Raw genomic sequence first — 18,019 nt, forward strand, 5'->3', positions numbered from 1 at the left:
GGGTCACCCGCGGCCCCCGGGGGCGACCGGCTCGGTCCAGCGCGGCTCGATCGTCAGCTGCCGCGCCGCCGGGGCGCCGCAGCGCTCCAGCGCGCGGGCCACGCGCGGGCGCACGCCGGTCAGCACGAGGCGGTGGCTGTCGGGGAACTCCTCGGCCGTGTGCACCAGCCCGACCGCCCCGGAGACGTCGACGAACCGCAGCGACGAGAGGTCGAGCGTGATGTCGTTGTGCGCCGCTTCCGACCGCAGCGCCTGGTCGAGCGTCGCGTCCAGGAACCGGCGGATCACCGTGCGGTTGCTGTGGTCGGCCTCCCCGGCCAGCCGCAGCGCCACCGGGCCGGTTCGGGTGACCCGGAGCAGCCCGTCGTCGTAGAGCGACCGGGTGACCAGCTCGCTGGTGTGCACCTCGCGCACCGCGGCCATCGCGGCGGTGTCGAAGACGAGCGGGTCGAAGCGGCACAGCAGCCGGGCGATGGGGTGCTCCCGCAGCAGCCGGTCGACCACGGTCTCGTACGCGACGACCGCGTCCACGCCCATCCCGAGCTGGACGTTGACGTTCTCCCCGGCCAGCCGCAGGCCCGGCCACCCCGCCGCCTCGGTGTCCCGGATCATCTCGTCGATCATCCGCTCGAACAGGTCCAGCGGGGCGGACACCGTGGCGCGGGTCTGCTCGGTGGGCACCAGCACGAACTGGCCGTCGGCCAGCGCCCGGTCGACCGGGACGCGGTCGTCGGTCAGCCTGCCGAGCAGCGCGTCGGCGGTCTGGTCCTCGAAGTACATGACGCGCTCGCCCGCGCCCAGACCGCCGGCCAGCCAGGCCGCGGTGACCTCCCAGACGTGGTCGTCGCTGTCCGGGACGAGGCAGGTGTGGGTGACGTGATCGAGGTCCTCGACCGTGCGCGTCATCCCGTACCACCAGTGCCGGACGAGGGGGGAACGGCGAGCGGCCGTCATGACCATGGGTGATCAAGTGAATCCGGAGGGTACCGGATGTGATGCGCAGCTACTACCGCTGGGTTACCGGGATCGGCAGGTGGGTGCAGTGACCGGGCACACCGGGCTCGCGCTGGGGTGTGCAGCGCCGACTACGGGATCTCCCCGGTCGCGACGGCCGGGGTATAGCCCGCACGGCACCCGTCGGCTCCACTCGATCCGTGCCGCCGTCGGTGTCCGGCGCCGGATCGCCCTGGTGCGGCTGCGCCCCGCCGGGGCGCCCTGATCGCCCCCGGGCGGGTGTCGGCTCGACATCCGCCCGGGGATGCGGAACGGTCGAGCGGCCGCGGGCGCCGCGTCCGCGCACCGACCGCAGAGGAGGGCGGGTGCCGCGCACCAGCGCCAAGGCCGACGCGTTCACCGAGTCGGTCATCCGGGAGACCTTCCGCCTCGCCGCCCGGCACGGGGCGATCAACCTCGGTCAGGGCTTCCCGGACTTCCCGTGCCCGCCCGAGCTCAAGGAGGCGGCCTGCGCGGCCATCACGGCCGACGACAACCAGTACCCGATGACCTACGGCACGCCCGAGCTGCGCGCGGCGATCGCCGAGAAGACCGCGCGCACCTACCCGGGGTGGACCATCGACCCGGAGACCGAGCTGTGCGTGACCTGCGGGGCCACCGAGGCCCTCGTCGCGGTGACGTTCGCGCTGCTCGATCCGGGCGACGAGGTCGTCTTGTTCGAGCCCTGGTACGAGAACTACCGGCCCGACGCCATCCTGGCCGGCGCCGTGCCCCGACCGGTGCGGATGCGCGAGCCCGACTGGTCGTTCGACGAGGCCGAGCTGCGCGCCGCGTTCGGGCCGCGCACCAAGGCGGTGTTCCTCTGCCACCCGAACAACCCGACCGGCAAGGTCTACCGCGCCGAGGAGCTGGCGCTGCTGGCCGAGCTGTGCCGGCGCTGGGACGCCGTGCTGGTGGTCGACTCGATCTACGAGCACATCCACCAGCTCGGCCCGGGCGGCTACCTGCCCCCGGCGCTCGTTCCCGGCATGGAGGACCGCACGATCACGGTCAACGCGCTGTCCAAGACCTACGCGGTGACCGGGTGGCGGGTCGGCTGGACCGTGGCCCCGCCCGGGCTCACCGCGGCCATCCGCAAGGTGCACGACTTCCTCACCATCGCCGCCCCCGCCCCGCTGCAGACCGCGGGGGTGACGGCGATGGGGATGCCGCCCGAGTACTACACCGCCCTCGCCGCGGCCTACCGCGAGCGCCGCGACCTGCTCTGCGACGCGCTGGAGCGGATCGGCTTCGACCTGCGCCGCCCCGAGGGCTCCTACTACGTGCTGTGCGACACCGCAGGCCTCGACCCGGCAGCAGACGGCGTCGCGTTCGCCCGGAGGCTGATCACCGAGATCGGGGTGTCCTGCGTGCCCGCGGTCTCGTTCTGGCGCCCGGAGAACGCCGAGCACGGGCGGAGCAAGCTGCGCTTCGCGTTCCCGAAGCGGCGCGAGACACTGCTGGCCGCGATCGAACGGCTGGAGAATCTGACCGGGTGATCGCCGCCGGTGGTGCGGGAGCCGCTGTGGCGCGGCTCGTGCACCGCGCACGGTGATCAGCGGCGTGCGGCTAGTCCGCGCCGGCCGCCTTGCGGGCGAGTCGGTAGCGCAGCTCGGACTCGGTGGCGGTCTCGAACTCGGCCGGCGTCAGGTAGATCGTGCACCGGTCGTCGCTGACCGCCACCAGGTCGCCGCGGCTGCCCGGCGGGGCCGGGTGGCCGAGGGGGTTCTGCAGGAGCCGCCGGACGGCGAGCTCGGTCACCGGGGGCCCGCCGGGCGGGACCCGGGGACCCCGGACGTGAACGGCACATGACCATCGTGCCTCATCCAGGTGGCCGCGCAATGGCCACGCGGAGCTTCATGCGGACGGGTGCTCAGGCGGCGGCCGGTGCCGCGGCCCGCAGCGCCCGCAGTCCGGCCGCCGTCACGACCGCGGCGACGCGCTGGCCCACCGGGCGCACCGCGGTCGGGGCGATGAGACCGGCCCGCGCCAGCCGGTGCGCGGCCTCCTGGTCGCAGCAATACCGGCCGTCGAGCAGCAGATCGGGCTCGGCGCCCCCGGTCAGCTCGGCGGTGCCGGTCGCCACCGCGCGCAGGATCGCCCGGTCGCGGCCGGTGAGTGGATCGCAGGTCGTGCGCTCCATCGTCGTCCTCCCCCTCGTCGCGCCCCGGCGCCCTCCGCCGGTGACGTAGAACACACGTGCGCCGTGCCCGTCCGGTTCGAGGTCGTGACCGATCGGGCACCCTGCGTGATCACCAGGGGCCCTGAACGGCGGTCGTGCCGCCACGGCGGGACGTGCATGGTCGGCGCGTGGCCGGATCCCCGTCGCTGCGACGCCGGGCCGTGCTGGCGGTGGTCGGGCTGGCCGCGGTGCTCGTCGCGGCCGCCGCCGCGGCCCTGTTCGCGCAGGCGCGGGTCGACGACGCCACCACGCGGGTCACCGAGCGGGCGCTGCCCGCGCTGGTCGCGGTGGAGCGCCTGCAGCGCGCGTTCGTCGACCAGGAGACCGGCATCCGCGACTACCTGCTGACCGGCCGGGCCGCGCTGCTGCAGCCCTACCAGGACGCCGCGGCGTCGCTCGACGAGCAGGAGCGGGTGCTGCGCGGAGCGCTCGTCGACGACCCCGACGCGCTCGCCCGGCTCGACGCCGTGCTCGGCGGCCACCGGCGCTGGCTCGCCGTCGCCGAGCCGGCGATCGGGCTGCGCGCCCGGGACGACCAGGCCGGGCTCGACGACCTGGTCGTCAGGGCACCGGGTCCGCCGCTGTCCGCCGGGCTGCGCGACCACGTCGCCGGGTTGCGCGCCGCCATCGAGGCGCGCATCGCGGCCGACGCGGCGCGCGTCCGGACCGTCGGCACGACGCTGACCTGGGTCTTGAGCGGCGCGGTCGGGCTCGGCGTGCTGGGCGCGGGGCTGGCGGTGCTGGGCGTGCGGCGCGCGCTGAGCGACCCGCTCGGGAGGCTCATCGACGCCGTCGAGCGGGTGGCCGAGGGCGATCTCGACCGGCCCGTCCCCGCCGACGGCCCCGCGGAGCTGGCCGCGCTCGGCGCCGCCGTCGACCGGATGCGCACCATGCTCGACGAGCACCGCGGCGCCGCCGTGCGGGCGGCCGCGCAGCGCGAGTCGGACCGGGTGGCCGCCGACCTGCACGGCGGCGCGGTCCGCAGGCTGTTCGCCGTCACGACCACGCTGACCTCGCTCGGCGCCCGGCACCCGGAGCTCGCCGCCGACCTCGCCCGGTCGGTCGAGGAGCTCGACCGGGCGATCGCCGACGTCCGGGCGGCCGCGGTCGGCGGGCCGCGCAGTGGGGCCGGGGCGGGGCACGCGCTCGCCGCGCGCGTCGCCGAGGAGCTGGCCAGGGCGCCGGCGTTGGCGGGCGTGCACCCCGCGCTGCACGTGGGCCCCCGGGCGGCGCCCGACCTGCCTGCGCACGTCGAGGACCACCTGCTCACGGCGCTCGCGGCCACCGTCGAGGAGCTGACCGGCGCGGTCCGCGGCCCCGACGACGTCGAGGTCGAGCTGTCGATCACGGCCGACCGCGCGTGCCTGCGGCTGTTCGTGCGCGGTACCGCGGCCTGGCCGAAGGTAGCCCGGCTCCCCGAGCGCAGTCCGTCCGACGCGACCCGGTGCCGCATCCTGCCCGCCGTCGGCGGCCGGACCGTCGTGGAGTGGGCCGTGGCCTTCGCCGGGGCGGGGGTCCCGGCCGGAACATCCGCCGTGACGACCGCGTTGAACGAGCCGTAATCGACGCCGAGGAAGGCACACGATGACCGAGACTGCGATCCTGGCCGCGGGCTGCTTCTGGGGGGCCCAGGAGCTGCTCCGCGCGCGCCCCGGGGTGATCTCGACCCGGGTCGGCTACTCCGGAGGCGACACCCCGAACGCCACCTACCGCAACCACGGCGACCACGCGGAGGCCGTCGAGGTCGTGTTCGACCCCGACGTGATCTCGTTCCGCGAGGTGCTGGAGTTCTTCTTCCAGATCCACGACCCGTCCACCCGCGACCGCCAGGGCAACGACGTCGGTCGCAGCTACCGCTCGGCGATCTTCTACACCAGCGACGAGCAGCGCAGGGTCGCCCTGGACACGATCGCCGACGTCGACGCCTCCGGCCTGTGGCCGGGCCGGGTCGTCACCGACGTGGTCGCGGCCGGCCCGTTCTGGGAGGCCGAGGAGGAGCACCAGGACTACCTGCAGAAGTACCCCTACGGCTACACCTGCCACTTCGTGCGGCCCGGCTGGGTGCTGCCGCGCAGGCAGGCGGAGACCGCGAGCTGATCCCGGTCCCGAGCGACCCGCTCGCCGCACCGGCGGGCGGGTCCTTCACGCGCGCGGCCGCCCGGCTCGACGCCCTGCTGGCGCGCGCCGAGCGCTCGGGTGAGGCGGGCGACTGGCTCGCCTTCACCACGGCGCTGACCGAGTCCGGGCGTCCCCTGGACGCCGTGCGCCACCTGCGCGGGTTGTGGCGCGGCGTGCCCCGGCCCGTCGCCGTCGGGGAGGCCGGGGCGCGCGACCGGTCGGTGTTCCTGCTCGACTGCGGGGCGACGGCCGCCGACGCGGGCCTGCTCGCCCTGGGCGGCCACTGCTGCGCGCTGGCCCGGTCCTCGCCGCACCCGGACGTCCGGTACCTGGCCGAGGTGAACCTGGCCGAGATCACCGCGCTGCGCCCGCTGCCCGGCGCCCGCGACCGCGCGCTGCGGCAGTCGACGGTGCTGGACGCGACGTCCCTGCTGGTCGAGGTGGTGGCGACCGGCGACCCGGACGAGGCCGCCGCGGCCACGGCCGACCTGGAGGAGCTCGTGGCCGCGGCGCCCGACGCGCTGCCGCCGCGCATCGCGCTGGCCCGGGCGCTGGTCGAGGCCGGTCGCCCGGAGCGGGCCGCCGAGCAGGCCGAGCGGGTGGTGGCCGCGGCCGGCCCGACCCACGCCGACCAGTACAACGCCGCGGTGCTGCTGCTGGAGCGCGGCGAGCGGGGCCGGGCCGCCCGGCACGCGCGGCGGGCGCTGCGCCACGCCACCACCGACCGCGACGCGCGCGACGCGCGGGAGCTGCTGGCGCGCATCGCGCCCTGACCGCGTGCCCCCACCGACCCTCGACGGGGGCGTGCGGGTGGGGTGTCCGACGAGCTACGCTCGGTCACTGCCATGGCTGATCGACAGGACGCGCGAGCCGACCGGGTCGCAGCGCGCGGGGGAGGTGCCGGACCGGTGAGCCGCCGCCGGGTCGACGTCGACCCGCGCCGCATGGAGCGGGTGCGCCCCGCCGCGCGCCCCGAGCCGCCGCAGCCGCCGGCCGAGCCCGTCACGGCCTCGGCGCGCACCGTCGAGCACGGCCTGCTCGCCGGCGCCCCGCTCGGGGCGTTCGCCTGCGACGAGCGCGGAGTGGTGCGCACGGCCAACCCCGCCGCCCTGCGGATGCTGCCCGATCTCACCGTCGGCGAGGTGCTCGGCGGCGCGCTGGCCGTCCTCGCGCAGGCCGACCCCACCGCAGGCGAGGTCGACCTCGACGTCCCCGGCCGGGCGGTCACCGCGCGCCCGACCGCGCTGACCCGCGGCTGGACGGGCTGGTACCTCCAGGACGTCACCGAGTCCCGCACCCGGTTGGACAACCTGCTGGCCGAGCGCACCCGCTCGCGGTTCCTGGCCGCGGCGAGCACCCGGCTCGGGCAGTCGCTGCACCCCGGTCGCACCGCGCGGGCCCTCGTGGAGCTGGCCGCCGAGCTCGCCGACTCGGCGGTCGTCGTGCTGCCCGTGCAGCGGGGGACCGTCGAGTGGTTCCGCTGCGACGGCCGCGACACGACCGGCGGCCGGCTGCCGGTCACCGCGCTGCCCGAGCTGGTCGCCGCGGCGCTGCGCGGTACCGCGGCCGTCCCGGATCCGCTGCTGGGCACCGAGCTGGCCGGCGAGCCGTGGACGCCGCGGGACCCGCCGGCCGGCGCGGTGGTCTGCACGCTGCCCGGCGACGGGCACCCGGCCGGCGCCCTCGTGCTGGTCCGCGACGTCACCGCGGCGCCGTGGCAGGGTCCCGACGCCACGCTCGTGGAGGAGTTCACCGAGCGCGCGGGCGTCGCGCTCACCGCGGCGGCGCTCTACGCCCAGCGCTCCCTCGCCGCCGAGGTGCTGCGCCGGACCAACCACGAGCCGCGGCTGCCGCGCGTCGACGGGATCACGATCGCGGCCGCGTTCCGCCCCGCCGAGGAAGGGCTGCTGATCGGCTCGGACTTCTACGACGTGCACACCACCCCCGACGGCGCGGTCGCGCTGCTGATCGGCGAGGTGCGCGAGCGCGACGTCGACGCCGCGGTGACCGCCGGGCAGGTCCGTCAGTCGGTGCGGGTGCTGCGCAGGCTCGACACCGACCCGGTCCACACGCTGGAGCTGCTCAACACCATGCAGCTGGAGGCCGTCCCCGCCGACGGCGGCCCCCGGTTCGTCAGCCTGGTGCTCGGCGACGCCCGCGCGCTGCCCGACGGCGGCGTGCGCCTGCGCCTCGCCGGTGGCGGCCACCTGGCGCCGCTGGTGGTGCGCCGCGACGGCGTCGAGGTCGTGGACATCGGCGGCGGCGTGGTCGGCGCCCACCTGCCGCCCCGGTTCGTCGACCGGACCGTCGACCTCGCCCCCGGCGAGGCGTGCGTGCTGCACACCGACGGCGTCGTCGACGCGCAGGGCGGCGTGGACGGCGCCCAGTTGTTCGGCGAGCAGCGGCTGGCCGAGCTGCTGCGCGGCTGCCACATCCTGCCGGCGCCGGGCATCGTCGACCGCATCCTCGACCACACCACGCGCCGGCTCGACGAGCGCCCCCACGACGACATGGCACTGCTGGTGGTGCAGGCCCCGGCGGTGCCCACCCCGGGGCGGCGGCACCTCTACGTGGTCCGGCCGGAGGACGCCTCCCGGGAGGAGGCACCCGGCAGTGGACGGCACCGCCAGCGCTGAGTTCTTCGCGGCGCCGGCCGCCGCCGACGCGCCGCGCGCCGCCGAGATCGCCCTCGGGCTGGTGACGTCCGGCGACCCGGCCGACCCGCCGGCCGACGGTCTCGCGCACGTCGTCGACGTGCTCGCCGCCGCGGTCTACATCGGCGAGGCCGACCTCTTCGCCGAGGGCATGCGCTGGCTGGACGCCCTGCTGACCGGGCGGACGGGCTCCTGCGCTGGCGCGCACGCCGTGCTCGACGCCGGCCTGCGCGACCTCCCGACCGCCCGGGACGTCCCGGCCGCCGGCCGGGACCAGCTCACGCCGCTCTGACCAGGGCGGGGCCCTCGGTCGACGCGGTGTCCCAGCTCAGCTCCCCGCGCTCGGTGAGGTACTCGACGTGCGCCGCGGTCTCGCCCAGCGCGGCCAGGCGCATCGGCCCGATCTGCGCCCAGGTCCGCGACCAGGTGAGCCGCTCGGCCAGCTGCCACATCGTCGGTTCGCCGATCTCGGCGACCGCGGCGAGGATCTCCGCGCAGCGCTCCCGGTGGTGCTCGATCAGCTGGTCGGTGCGGGCGGCCAGGCCGCGGAAGCGGTACTGGTGGGCGGGCAGGGCGTCGTGGTCGTCGTAGGCCGCCATCCTGCGCAGCGAGTCCAGGTAGCGGGCCAGCATCGACGGGCCCTGCCCGGGGTGCGCGCTGATGTTCGGGGTGATCCCGGGCAGCACGTGGTCGCCGGTCAGCACGGCCTGGGCGGTCTCGTCGACCAGGCACAGGTGCCCGGGCGTGTGACCGGGCGTCCACACCGCGCGCAGCCGCCTGCCGGGCAGCGGCGCCAGGTCGCCGTCGGAGAGCAGGACGTCGGGCTCGGCCATCGCGCCGAACCCGGGGACGCCGTCGGCGGCGTCCCGGTCGAGGAACGCGGACATGATCTCGTCGACGGTCTCGGCGGGGGCACCGCAGACGTGCGTCAGCCAGCCGCCCGCCCCGGCCACGCCCTGGGGGCGCTCGCCGTCGCCCTGGCCGGCGCGGAAGGCGGCGGCCTGCCGCGCGGGCAGCGTCTCGGCCTCGGCCGGGTGCATCGCGACCCACGCCCCGGACGCCGCCCGCAACCGGGCGGTCAGCCCGTGGTGGTCGGGGTGGATGTGGGTGGCCACGACGCCGACGACGTCGCCAGCGCCCGCGCCCGCCGCGGCCAGGCCCGCGGTGAGCGCGGCCCAGCCCTCGTCGCTCTCCCACCCGGGGTCGACCACGACCAGCCCGGTGTCGCCGGGCACCAGGTAGCTGAGGGTGTAGCGCAGGGGGTTGTCCGGGATGGGCACGGGGACCGACCACGTGCCGTGGTCGAGCCGCTCGACCGGCGGCAGGACCCGCTCCCGCCAGGCGCGCTCCTGCAGCGGCGCGCGGACCTCCAGCGTGTCCGGGGTGAGCATGGACGCGCCCCTCCGCGGTCGACGTAGTTGAATCGATGTTCGGAAACCGACGCTACCTCGCGGTCGGCGTCCGCCGGTGCGGCGGGGCGTGGTGACGTCCATCTCCCGGCGTCGCGGTCCCCCTCGGCGGCCGCGGACCCCACCCTGAGCCGGCCGCCGCCGCGGTGGCGGCGAAAGGGCTGGTGGGAGGTGGACGGTTGCCTGCCGCGGTGCAGGCCGGGCGCAGCGACATGCTCAGGCACGTGGTGGTGCACACCATCGCCGAGCGCGAGCAGGCGCTGGCCGAGGGCGCGCCCACGGCGCCTGGCGGGTGGGACGAGGTCGCCACCCGGCTGGTCGACGCCACGGCCGGGCTGCCGCCGGCCCCGTCGTGCGGGGTCAGCGCTCCGCGGGCGGCGGGGCGTCGTCGTGCGGGGTACTCAGCTCATGCGGATCCGCGCCGGTCGAGCGGTGCGGTGTCGGGGTCAGGGGTGTCGGGCAGGTCATCCAGGTGCTTGCCGAGCGCGGCGAGCGGACCGTCCCAGTCGCGGGCCATCGCGGCCAGGAACTGCTGGGCGACCTGCATGGGCGTGGAGCGCAGCCGGTAGCGCACGCGGCGGCGCTCGCCGGGCTCGGCCGTCACCAGGCCCGCGTCGGCCAGCAGCGCGAGGTGCTTGGCGATGGCCTGGCGGGTGATGGGCAACCGGGTGGCCAGGTCGGTGGCCGTGGCCGGGCCGTGCGCGGCCAGCGCGGCCAGCAGCGCTCGCCGGCTCGGGTCGGCCAGCGCGATGAAGACCTGCTCGGCGACCGCCTCGACGTCAGGCGGCATCGAGGTGCGCGACCAGCTCGCCGAGCTCCCGGCGCCAGCCGTCGGTGTTGCCGCCGAACGCCGCGCTGTGCGCGTCGGCGGGCAGCTGGGCGAAGCCGGACTCGACGACCGTCAGGCGGGTGCCCGCGCCGGTGGGTTCGAGCGTGAACTCGACGTAGGTGCGGCGGAGGTCGTCCTCGGGCAGGCCGTTGATGCGCCAGGTGAACCCGAACACCGTCGGCTCCTCGACGCGCTCGACGCGCATCTCGGTGGCGGCGCCGTCGTCCCACTTCATCCAGGCGGCCCCGCCGGGGCGCAGGTCGATCCCGGCCTCGTGGCCGAACCACGCGGCCAGACCCTCGGCGGTGGTGATCGCGGTCCACACCCGCTGGGGCGGATGGGCGATCTCGACGGTGCGCTCGATGCGATCGGGGAAACCCACGGCAGACCTCCTGGCGGCGACCAACTGATCGTGACCGTATGGCAACCGATGAGTTGCGTCAAGCGGCGTCGCCGTCGGCCCGCCGTCGAAGCGCCGCATGTGCCGCTCGACGAGGGCGAGGGTCTCCTCGTGCCCGGTGGTCATCCCGATCGCCCGCTCCATGACCAGGCCCTGGGAGATGCTGGTCAGCAGGACGACGGCGACGAGCGGGGGCAGCTCGTCGGGGTCGAGGCCGTGGTCGGCGCAGTGGCGGGTCAGGGCGTCGAGCTGCAGCCTGCGCAGCTCCTCGGCGTAGCGGGCGATCTCCCGGCCGATGACCTCGCGGTGGTTGCCGAGCGCGATGAACTCCATGAGCAGGGTCGTGCCCGTCGAGCGGGCGCCGAAGTCCCACAGCGCGCGCAGGGGGTGGCGGTCGGCCAACCCCGAGCGCCTGCGCTGCAGCTCCTCGTCGGCGCGGCGGCGCAGCACCGCCAGCAGCAGGTCGTCCAGGGTCCGGAAGTAGTAGAGCACCAGCCCTGGGGCGACCCCGGCGGCGCGGGCCAGGCTGCGGATCCCGACCTCGGCGTAGCCCTTCTCCAGCATCAGCTGCTCGGTCGCGTCGAGCAGCCGCGACCGCGTCTTCGAGTTCTCGCTGCCCATGCGGCGCGGCGGGACCATGCGCCATTGTGCGCTCCGCCCCGGCCCCTCGGCGCGGCCGACCGCGGACCCGGTATCCGTGCCGAGGGCCCGCGCGCGGGTGCGATGATCCACCCGGGTCGGGGGGACGGGGAGCGGCGCGTGGACACCAGCACGATCATCTTCCTGAGCGCGTTCGGGTGCGGGCTGCTTTTCGCCGGGTGCGCGGTGCTCGGGCAGTGGGCGCAGAAGGGGGTGCCGCTCTGGAAGCGCTGGGTGACGCCGATCGCCGTCCTGGTCTTCTGCGCGGGATTCGGCGCGCTGGGTTACCTGATCGACGACGGCAACGCCGACACCACGCTCTTCGAGATCGAGGCCGAGGGGCCCGGGGCGCAGGTGCCGGCCGAGGTCGGGTTCGACATCGCCGTCGAGCACGCCGGCACCGAGCACGAGCTGCTGGTCGCCCCCGAGCCGACGACCGCCAGTCCCGATCCCGCGCAGCTGCGCGTGCAGGTCACCGACGCGGCCGGTCGGGTGCTGCTCGACGAGCCGGTCGCCCTCGACACGCGCTGCCCCGAGGTGGCGTTCTGCGAGTGGTACGCGTTCAGCGGTCGCTTCACCCCCGCGGAGTCGGGGGAGCACCGGCTCGTCGTGACGGTGCTGACGCCCGAGGTGTCGCTCCTGCACGTGCGGGTGGGCGACCCCCTCAAGACCGACGGCGAGCGCGCCCCCGGCTACTGAGCGCACCTCAGCCCGCGACGCCCCCCGGCTGGGCCCGGTACTCGACCTGCGGGCGCCCGGTGCTGCCGTAGCGGGCGTGCCGCACGGCGAGCCCGGTCTCGGCGATGTGCTCCAGGTAGCGGCGGGCGGTGATCCGCGACGTGCCGAGCAGCGCGCCCACCTCACTGGCCGTCAGCCCGGTCGGCCCCGCCCCGGCCAGCGCCCGCACGACGGCGTCGAGGGACTCGCGGCTGATCCCCTTGGGCAGCCCGCCCACCGGCACGGCGCCGCCGCGGACCGCGCCGAGCAGCTCGTCGACGTCGCCCTGGGCGACGACCGGCGCCCCGGCCCCGAGCCGGGCGCGGTACTCGCGGTGGGCCTCGAGCTTGGTCCGCACCACGGCCGCGGTGAACGGCTTGACCAGGTACTGGGTGGCGCCGAAGGCCACGGCGGCCTGCACGACGGCCAGGTCGCGGGCCCGGGTGACCATGATCGCGTCGACGGTGCGGCCGGTCGAGCGCAGCCTGCGCAGCACGTCCAGGCCGTTGCCGTCGGGCAGGTGCACGTCGAGCAGGAGGAGGTCGACGGGGGTGGCGGCGACGGCGCGCAGCGCATCGGCCGCGCTGCCGACCACCCCCACCACCTCGAAGCCGGCGACCCGGCGCACGTAGCCGGCGTTGGCCTCGGCGGCGATCGGGTCGTCCTCGACGACCAGCGTGCGGATCGCCGGTCCCGGACCGGTTCCGGTGGTCACGTCGTCGCCAGCGGCAGCCGCACCACGAACTCCGAACCCCGCTCCGCGGACACCCGCACGTCCCCGCCGTGGCGGCGGACCGCCCGGTCGACCAGCGCCAGCCCGATGCCCCGCGCGCGCCCGTCGACGGCGGGCTTGGTGGTCCAGCCCCGCCCGAACATCCGCTCCACGTCGTCGGCGGGCACGCCCGGCCCGCTGTCGGCGATCCGCAGGACCACCCCACCCGGCTCGACGACCTCCGCGCCGAGCCGGACCCAGCGCGGGGTCGGGGCGCCCGCGGCCGCGTCGATCGCGTTGTCGAGCAGGTTGCCGACGATGGTGACCAGGTCGTGCGGGTCGGCCAGGCCGGCGGGCAGCGCGGTGCCCTCCCGCACGACCAGCTCCACCCCGCGGGCCTCGGCCTCGCCCGCCTTGGCCAGCACCAGCGCGGCCAGCTCGGGCACCCCGATCCCGGCGACGACGCCGTCCACCAGGCGTTGGGCCGGGCTGCCGGTGGCGAACTCGAGCGCCTCCTCCGCCCGGCCCATCTCGATCAGCGCGAGCACCGTGTGCAGCTGGTTGGCCGCCTCGTGCGCCTGCGAGCTCAGCGAGTCGGCCACCCCGCGGACCGTGCGCAGCTCGGTGACGAGCTCGCGCAGCTCGGTGCGGTCGCGCAGGGTGACGACCGAGCCGAGGTGCCGCCCGCTCCAGCGGGCGGCGGCCTGGCTGACCACGACGATCCGGTCGGCGGTCAGGTAGATCTCGTCGCTGCCCCCGGTGCCCCCGGCCAGCGCCGCGCCCAGCGCGGGCGGCAGGCCCAGCCCGTCGACCGGGCGGCCGGTGACGTCCGGGGGCAGCGCGAGCAGCCGGCGGGCCTCGTCGTTGACCATCTGCACGCGGCCCTCGCGGTCGAGCAGCAGCAGCCCCTCGCGCACCGCGTGCAGGACGGCGTCGTAGTACTCGTACATGCGGGACAGCTCGGCCGGGCCCAGGTCGTGCGTCGCGCGCCGCAGCCACCGGCTCACCAGCCACGAGCCGGCCGCGGCCACCCCGAGCGCGGCCGCGCCCACGCCGACGACCACCGGGATCTGGCGCTGCAGCTCGCGGGAGACCGCGCTGAGCGTGCGCCCGGCCGAGACCAGCGCCACCACCCGCCCGCGGTCGAGCACCGGGACGACGGCGCGGACCGAGGGCCCGAGCGTGCCGGTGTAGGTCTCGGTGACGAACCCGCCGTCCGCGGCGGGCCCGATGGTGCCGATGAACCGCTCGCCGATCAGGTCCGGGTTCGGGTGCGACCAGCGCTGCCCGGTCGGGCTCATGACGACGACGAAGTCGGTGGCGGTGTCGACGCGCACCTGCTCGGCGAGCGGTTGCAGCAGGGCCGACGGGTCGGGGTCGTCGACCGCGTCGCGCACCTCGGGCGCATCGGCCAGCGTGCGGGCGATGCTCAGCATCTCCCTGGTGGCGGCGTCATCGGTGGCCTGCCCGAGCTGCAGCCAGGTGGCCGTGGTGAAGCCGGCCAGCACCACCACGACGACCGCGGCCTGCAGCGCGAACAGGCGCCCGGCCAGGCTCGGGCCGCGCCGCGGCCGGGTGCTCGCCACCGCCCGTCCAGCGGACGAAATGAACGAAACGGTGATGGCGACCACACCTCCCCGCATCCTGTGCGCCGATGGCCACCGCCCCACGGTGCCACGCAACGCCCGTCGTCAACCCGTCGTCGCCGCCGGACCTGGAGAGACTGTGACAGCCGCGAGCACACCGCCCACGAGCGCCCAGCGCCGAGACCGCACCCACTACCTCTACATCGCCGTCATCGTGGCGGTGCTGCTGGGCATCGCGGTGGGATTCCTCTTCCCCGACCTCGGCAAGGCGCTCAAACCCCTCGGTGACGGGTTCGTGAGCCTGATCAAGATGATGATCTCACCCATCATCTTCTGCACCATCGTGCTGGGCATCGGCGCGATCCGGCAGGCGGCCACGGTGGGCCGGGTCGGCCTGCTGGCGCTGGGCTACTTCCTGACGATGTCGACGTTCGCCCTGGCGATCGGCCTGGTCGTGGGCAACATCGTGCAGCCGGGTGCCGGCCTGGACATCGCCGGTGCGCCCGGCTACGAGGCGCCGGAGGCCGAGAGCACCGGCGACTTCCTGCTCAACATCATCCCGACCACCCTGTTCTCGCCGCTGGTCGGCGAGAGCGTGCTGTCCACGCTGTTCGTCGCCTTGCTGGTCGGGTTCGCCGTGCAGGCACTGGGCCGCTCGGGCGAGCCGATCCTGACCGGCATCCGCCACATCCAGCGGCTGGTCTTCCGGGTCCTCGCGATGATCATGTGGGTGGCGCCGATCGGTGCGTTCGGCGCGATCGCGGCGGTGGTCGGCTCCACCGGCGTCGACGCGCTCTACGCGCTGGCGCAGGTCATGCTGGCCTTCTACGTGACCTGCCTGCTGTTCGTGCTCGTCGTGCTCGGCGCGCTGCTGCGCTTCGCCGCGGGGATCAACATCTTCTCCCTGCTGCGGTACCTGGGCCGGGAGTTCCTGCTGATCGTGTCGACCTCCTCGTCGGAGTCGGCGCTGCCGCGGCTGATCGCGAAGATGGAGCACGTGGGCGTGTCGCGCCCGGTCGTGGGCATCACCGTGCCCACCGGCTACTCCTTCAACCTCGACGGCACCGCCATCTACCTGACGATGGCCTCGCTGTTCATCGCCGACGCGCTGGGCAGGCCGATGGCCATCGGCGAGCAGATCGGCCTGCTGGTGTTCATGGTCGTCGCCTCGAAGGGCGCGGCCGGGGTGTCCGGGGCCGGGCTGGCGACCCTCGGCGGCGGGCTGGCCGCGCACCGGCCCGACCTGGTCGAGGGCGTCGGGATCATCGTCGGCATCGACCGGTTCATGTCCGAGGCCCGCGCGCTGACCAACTTCGCCGGCAACGCGGTGGCCACCGTGCTCGTCGGCAAGTGGGTCGGGGAGTTCGACCGGGAGCGCGCCGACCGGGTGCTGGCCGGCGACGACCCCTTCGACGAGGCCACCATGCTCGACGACGAGGACGACCACGCACCCCGCGAGGACGCTCCCGACGACGACCGGTCCGCGCCGGTCGGGCAGCGCCCGTCGCTGGACAAGCAGTCGACGGGCACCAGCGTCTGAGAGGACGCCCGCCGCGCGGCGGGCGGAGCGCGGCCCGGTCCGGTCAGCTCCGGTCCGGCAGGGGGAGGGTCAGCCGGAAGCAGGCGCCCTCCCCCAGCGCGGTCTCCAGCTCGACGTCGCCGTCGTGGGCGCGGGCGAGCGACCGGGCGATGGCCAGCCCCAGTCCGGCGTTGGCGCCGCCGGAGCGGCTGCGGGAGCGGTCGGTGCGGTAGAAGCGGTCGAAGACGCGGCCGGCGTGCTCGGCCGTCATGCCCGGGCCCTCGTCCGCCACCTCCAGCACCGCACGGCCCTCCGCGGTCCCGACACCGATGCGCACCGGCGTGCCGGGCGGTGTGTGGGCGGCGGCGTTGCCCACCAGGTTGGCGACGATCTGACGCAGCCGGGCCTCGTCCGCGTGCACCGGGGCGGGGCCCGGCGGGCCGTCGCCGCCCGGACCGGTCAGGCCGACGGCCCGGGACGGGTCCAGCGCGCGCAGGTCGTGGCCGGCGTCGGTGGCGAGCGTGCGCAGGTCCATCGGGGTCCGGTCGAGGTGCCCTTCGGAGGCGTCGTCGAGCTGGGCGAGCAGCAGCAGGTCCTCGGTGAGGGCGGTGAGCCGGGTGGCCTCGCGGTCGATGCGGTGCATCGCCTCGTCGACGTCGGCGCGCTCGGCCAGCGCACCCATCCGGTTCAGCTGGGCCGAGCCCTTGATCACGAACAACGGGGTGCGCAGCTCGTGGCTGACGTCCGAGACGAAGGTCCGCATCCGCGCCTCGGAGGCCGCCCGCTCGGCGAAGGCCCGCTCCAGCTGGCCGAGCATCACGTTCAGCGACGTCGCGAGGTGCCCGATCTCGGTCCCGGGTGCCGCGACCACGGGGACGCGCCGGCTCAGGTCACCGGAGGCGATGGCAGCCGCCGTGTGTTCGATGCGGCGCAACGGCCGCAGGCCCCGGCCGAGGGCGTACCAGCCGGCCGCCGTCAGCAGCACGAGCAGCGCGGCGCCGCTGATCATGGTGGTGGCCCGCAGCCGGGCCGCCGTGGCGTCGATCTCGGCCAGCGGCGCGGCCGCGACCACCGTCCCGTCCCGGCCGGCCGTCGGCCCGGCGACGGCGCGCCAGCGCGACGAGCCGTCGGCGGCGTCGAGGTCGACGGCCGTGCCGCTGGTGGGGACCCCGCGCAGCGCGCTGCCGGCCGGTAGCGCGGCCTCGGCCAACCGGGACGAGTGGACACCGCGCACCACCGCGCCGGCGGCGTCGAGGTACGCCAGGTACGGGGTGCCGATCAGGCCGAGGGCCGGGTCGGTCACCGCGAGCGACGCGGTGCCCATCGGGTCGTCGAGCCCGATCGCCGGTGCCTGCGCCAGCAGGGTGGTGAACGACCGCAGCTGGGTGTCGAGCCGGTCCAGCTGGTAGCGCCGCAGCTGGTCGGTCGCGACGACGCTGACCAGGCTCAGCCCGGCCAGCAGCAGCGCCGCGGTGAGCAGCAGCAGCCGCAGTCGCAGCGACAGCAGCCGCGGCGACCTCATCGCCGGGGCTCGCGCATCACGTAGCCGACGCCGTGCACGGTGTGGATGAGCCGGGGCTCCTCGACGTCGACCTTGCGCCGCAGGTAGGAGATGTAGGTGTCGACGATGCCGGCGTCGCCGGCGAAGTCGTAGTGCCAGACGCGGTCCAGGATCTGCGCCTTGGACACCACCTGACCGGCGTTCTCCATCAGGTAGCGCAGCAGCCGGAACTCGGTGGCGGTCACCCGCAGCGGCCGGCCTCCCCGGGTCACCTGGTGCCCGTCGGGGTCGAGCGCCAGCGCGCCCACGGTCAGCACCCCGGTGTGGTGACCCGCGGTCCGCCGCAGGATCGCCCGGATCCGGGCGATCAGCTCCTCCAGGTCGAACGGCTTGGTGACGTAGTCGTCGGCGCCGAGGGACAGCCCGGTCACCTTGTCGGCCTGCCGGTCGCGGGCGGTGAGGAACAGGACCGGCACGGGCCCGCCGGGCCCGGACACCCGCAGGTCGCGCAGGCGCCGGACCACCTCGAAGCCGTCCATGTCCGGCAGCATCACGTCGAGCAGGACGAGGTCGGGCGGTTCCCGGGTGGCCGTGGCGACCGCCTCGCCCGCGGTCGCCACGGAGGTCACCTCGAAACCGGCGAACCGCAGCGTGGCCGCGAGCAGCTCCCGCACGGTCGCCTCGTCCTCGACCACGAGCAGCCGCCCGCCGCCGGTCCCGCGCGTCATCTCCGGCTCGCTCTCGGCATGCGGATCACAAT

18 protein-coding genes and 1 pseudogene are annotated in these 18,019 nt (G+C 75.7%); 8 read left to right on the top strand and 11 right to left on the bottom strand.

Going from position 1 to position 18,019, the window contains the following annotated elements; all coding sequences use genetic code 11:
• Positions 1-3 precede the first annotated feature (3 nt).
• Complete coding sequence (locus tag KDL28_RS18315; RefSeq protein ID WP_252440253.1) at positions 4-906, bottom strand: MEDS and STAS domain-containing protein; 903 nt, start codon at positions 904-906, stop codon at positions 4-6.
• A 413-nt stretch (positions 907-1,319) separates the two neighbouring features.
• Here KDL28_RS18315 and KDL28_RS18320 point away from each other — a divergent pair, with 413 nt between their 5' ends.
• The gene (locus KDL28_RS18320) at positions 1,320-2,492 is read left to right on the top strand and encodes a pyridoxal phosphate-dependent aminotransferase (RefSeq protein ID WP_252440255.1); all 1,173 of its coding nucleotides are present in this window, start codon (positions 1,320-1,322) and stop codon (positions 2,490-2,492) included.
• 70 nt (positions 2,493-2,562) lie between these two features.
• Here the strand turns inward: KDL28_RS18320 and KDL28_RS18325 are convergent, their stop codons facing one another.
• Entirely contained in the window at positions 2,563-2,754 is a 192-nt protein-coding gene (locus KDL28_RS18325; RefSeq protein WP_252440257.1) for a hypothetical protein, read from the bottom strand.
• Positions 2,755-2,866: 112 nt separating this feature from the next.
• The gene (locus KDL28_RS18330) at positions 2,867-3,136 is read right to left on the bottom strand and encodes a hypothetical protein (RefSeq protein WP_252440259.1); all 270 of its coding nucleotides are present in this window, start codon (positions 3,134-3,136) and stop codon (positions 2,867-2,869) included.
• Between the two features lie 167 nt (positions 3,137-3,303).
• Between KDL28_RS18330 and KDL28_RS18335 the strand changes: the two genes are divergently transcribed.
• The 5 genes from KDL28_RS18335 to KDL28_RS18355 all read left to right on the top strand — a co-directional run bounded on the left by KDL28_RS18335 (position 3,304) and on the right by KDL28_RS18355 (position 8,239).
• Positions 3,304-4,737, top strand: a complete 1,434-nt coding sequence (locus KDL28_RS18335; RefSeq protein ID WP_252440261.1) for a CHASE3 domain-containing protein — start codon at positions 3,304-3,306, stop codon at positions 4,735-4,737.
• A gap of 22 nt (positions 4,738-4,759) precedes the next feature.
• A complete protein-coding gene (gene msrA / locus KDL28_RS18340; protein WP_252440263.1) occupies positions 4,760-5,272 on the top strand; it encodes a peptide-methionine (S)-S-oxide reductase MsrA in 513 nt (170 codons plus the stop codon).
• 164 nt (positions 5,273-5,436) lie between these two features.
• Positions 5,437-6,066, top strand: coding sequence for a tetratricopeptide repeat protein (locus tag KDL28_RS18345; RefSeq protein WP_252440265.1), 630 nt, complete (start codon positions 5,437-5,439; stop codon positions 6,064-6,066).
• Positions 6,067-6,201: 135 nt separating this feature from the next.
• On the top strand, positions 6,202-7,929 hold the full coding sequence (locus KDL28_RS18350) for a PP2C family protein-serine/threonine phosphatase (protein WP_252440267.1): 1,728 nt from the start codon (positions 6,202-6,204) through the stop codon (positions 7,927-7,929).
• Positions 7,907-8,239: a hypothetical protein gene (locus tag KDL28_RS18355; RefSeq protein ID WP_252440269.1), complete on the top strand. Its 333-nt coding sequence runs from the start codon at positions 7,907-7,909 to the stop codon at positions 8,237-8,239. The genes KDL28_RS18350 and KDL28_RS18355 overlap by 23 nt, the downstream gene beginning before the upstream one ends.
• Here KDL28_RS18355 and KDL28_RS18360 read toward each other — a convergent pair.
• From KDL28_RS18360 to KDL28_RS41560, 4 genes and pseudogenes are all read right to left on the bottom strand, one after another.
• Positions 8,226-9,338, bottom strand: coding sequence for an MBL fold metallo-hydrolase (locus tag KDL28_RS18360; RefSeq protein ID WP_252440271.1), 1,113 nt, complete (start codon positions 9,336-9,338; stop codon positions 8,226-8,228). The genes KDL28_RS18355 and KDL28_RS18360 overlap by 14 nt on opposite strands.
• Positions 9,339-9,762: 424 nt before the next feature.
• Positions 9,763-10,146, bottom strand: coding sequence for an ArsR/SmtB family transcription factor (locus tag KDL28_RS18365; RefSeq protein ID WP_252440273.1), 384 nt, complete (start codon positions 10,144-10,146; stop codon positions 9,763-9,765).
• The gene (locus KDL28_RS41555) at positions 10,136-10,567 is read right to left on the bottom strand and encodes an SRPBCC domain-containing protein (protein WP_308216028.1); all 432 of its coding nucleotides are present in this window, start codon (positions 10,565-10,567) and stop codon (positions 10,136-10,138) included. The genes KDL28_RS18365 and KDL28_RS41555 overlap by 11 nt, the downstream gene beginning before the upstream one ends.
• Positions 10,568-11,044: 477 nt before the next feature.
• A pseudogene (locus tag KDL28_RS41560) lies at positions 11,045-11,224 on the bottom strand (TetR/AcrR family transcriptional regulator); the annotation flags it as partial.
• 120 nt (positions 11,225-11,344) lie between these two features.
• Here KDL28_RS41560 and KDL28_RS18375 point away from each other — a divergent pair.
• A complete protein-coding gene (locus KDL28_RS18375; RefSeq protein ID WP_252440277.1) occupies positions 11,345-11,923 on the top strand; it encodes a hypothetical protein in 579 nt (192 codons plus the stop codon).
• A 7-nt stretch (positions 11,924-11,930) separates the two neighbouring features.
• On the opposite strand, the gene KDL28_RS18380 is transcribed toward KDL28_RS18375, so the two are convergent.
• The gene (locus KDL28_RS18380; protein ID WP_252440279.1) at positions 11,931-12,656 is read right to left on the bottom strand and encodes a response regulator; all 726 of its coding nucleotides are present in this window, start codon (positions 12,654-12,656) and stop codon (positions 11,931-11,933) included.
• Positions 12,653-14,239, bottom strand: coding sequence for a sensor histidine kinase (locus tag KDL28_RS18385; protein WP_252440281.1), 1,587 nt, complete (start codon positions 14,237-14,239; stop codon positions 12,653-12,655). Before KDL28_RS18385 ends, KDL28_RS18380 begins: the two co-directional genes overlap by 4 nt.
• 139 nt (positions 14,240-14,378) lie before the next feature.
• Here KDL28_RS18385 and KDL28_RS18390 point away from each other — a divergent pair, with 139 nt between their 5' ends.
• A complete protein-coding gene (locus KDL28_RS18390) occupies positions 14,379-15,779 on the top strand; it encodes a cation:dicarboxylate symporter family transporter (RefSeq protein WP_252440282.1) in 1,401 nt (466 codons plus the stop codon).
• 43 nt (positions 15,780-15,822) lie between these two features.
• On the opposite strand, the gene KDL28_RS18395 is transcribed toward KDL28_RS18390, so the two are convergent.
• On the bottom strand, positions 15,823-17,280 hold the full coding sequence (locus KDL28_RS18395) for a sensor histidine kinase (protein ID WP_252440283.1): 1,458 nt from the start codon (positions 17,278-17,280) through the stop codon (positions 15,823-15,825).
• Complete coding sequence (locus KDL28_RS18400) at positions 17,277-17,987, bottom strand: response regulator transcription factor (protein WP_252440285.1); 711 nt, start codon at positions 17,985-17,987, stop codon at positions 17,277-17,279. Before KDL28_RS18400 ends, KDL28_RS18395 begins: the two co-directional genes overlap by 4 nt.
• Positions 17,988-18,019 lie beyond the last annotated feature (32 nt).

The sequence above is a fragment of the Pseudonocardia humida genome, assembly GCF_023898865.1.
Lineage (GTDB): Bacteria > Actinomycetota > Actinomycetes > Mycobacteriales > Pseudonocardiaceae > Pseudonocardia > Pseudonocardia humida.

What these genes read in the sequence shown, in the direction of transcription:
- KDL28_RS18315 (WP_252440253.1), bottom strand. Translation starts at nt 906, where the DNA reads ATGACGCGCACGGTCGAGGACCTCGATCACGTCACCCACACCTGCCTC.
- KDL28_RS18330 (WP_252440259.1), bottom strand. Translation starts at nt 3,136, where the DNA reads ATGGAGCGCACGACCTGCGATCCACTCACCGGCCGCGACCGGGCGATC.
- msrA (WP_252440263.1), top strand. Translation starts at nt 4,760, where the DNA reads ATGACCGAGACTGCGATCCTGGCCGCGGGCTGCTTCTGGGGGGCCCAG.
- KDL28_RS18360 (WP_252440271.1), bottom strand. Translation starts at nt 9,338, where the DNA reads ATGCTCACCCCGGACACGCTGGAGGTCCGCGCGCCGCTGCAGGAGCGC.
- KDL28_RS18365 (WP_252440273.1), bottom strand. Translation starts at nt 10,146, where the DNA reads ATGCCGCCTGACGTCGAGGCGGTCGCCGAGCAGGTCTTCATCGCGCTG.
- KDL28_RS18395 (WP_252440283.1), bottom strand. Translation starts at nt 17,280, where the DNA reads ATGAGGTCGCCGCGGCTGCTGTCGCTGCGACTGCGGCTGCTGCTGCTC.
- KDL28_RS18400 (WP_252440285.1), bottom strand. Translation starts at nt 17,987, where the DNA reads ATGACGCGCGGGACCGGCGGCGGGCGGCTGCTCGTGGTCGAGGACGAG.